Raw genomic sequence first — 526 nt, forward strand, 5'->3', positions numbered from 1 at the left:
GGAGCGGCCGGGGCGGCCGTGCTCGTGCTGCTCACCGGGACCGGGACCTCACCGGCCGCCGGCGGAGGCCGCGGCCTCGGCGATGTCCGGGAGCACGTTCTCGAGCGCCCACGGGATGCTCAGCGGGGAGGCCGCCGAGACCGAGAGCACCTCCTGCTGGTCGCTCTGGAGCACCAGGGCGTCGTCGGCGACCGCGGGGACGCGGCTGAGCAGGGGGTCGTTCTCGATGGCCTCGCGCACTCCCTCGTCCTCGGCCCAGCTGACGAAGACGTCGGAGGTCAGCTTGTCGGCGCGCTCCGGGGACCAGGTGATGTAGAACTCGTCCTCCTTGCCCTCGGCGGCCTCCGCGACCGCCTCGGACTGGACCATGCCGAGGGACTCGAGGAACTTGGGGCGGTTGTCCACCGCGGTGTAGGCGAAGATCTGGTCGGCCGCGGACGGGTCGAGCGTGCCGTACACGAAGGACGTGCCCTCCAGCTCCGGGTGCTCGGCGGCGGCGTCCGCGAGCTGCTGCTCGACGTCCGTC

At 72.8% G+C, this 526-nt stretch carries 1 protein-coding gene; it reads right to left on the minus strand.

Annotated elements, in window-relative coordinates; all coding sequences use genetic code 11:
- Positions 1–48: 48 nt before the first annotated feature.
- Positions 49–526: TroA family protein (locus RCG67_RS17360; RefSeq protein ID WP_497801016.1), on the minus strand; the 478-nt coding region annotated here is incomplete at its 5' end.

The organism is Kocuria cellulosilytica (genome assembly GCF_040981245.1).
Lineage (GTDB): Bacteria > Actinomycetota > Actinomycetes > Actinomycetales > Micrococcaceae > Kocuria > Kocuria cellulosilytica.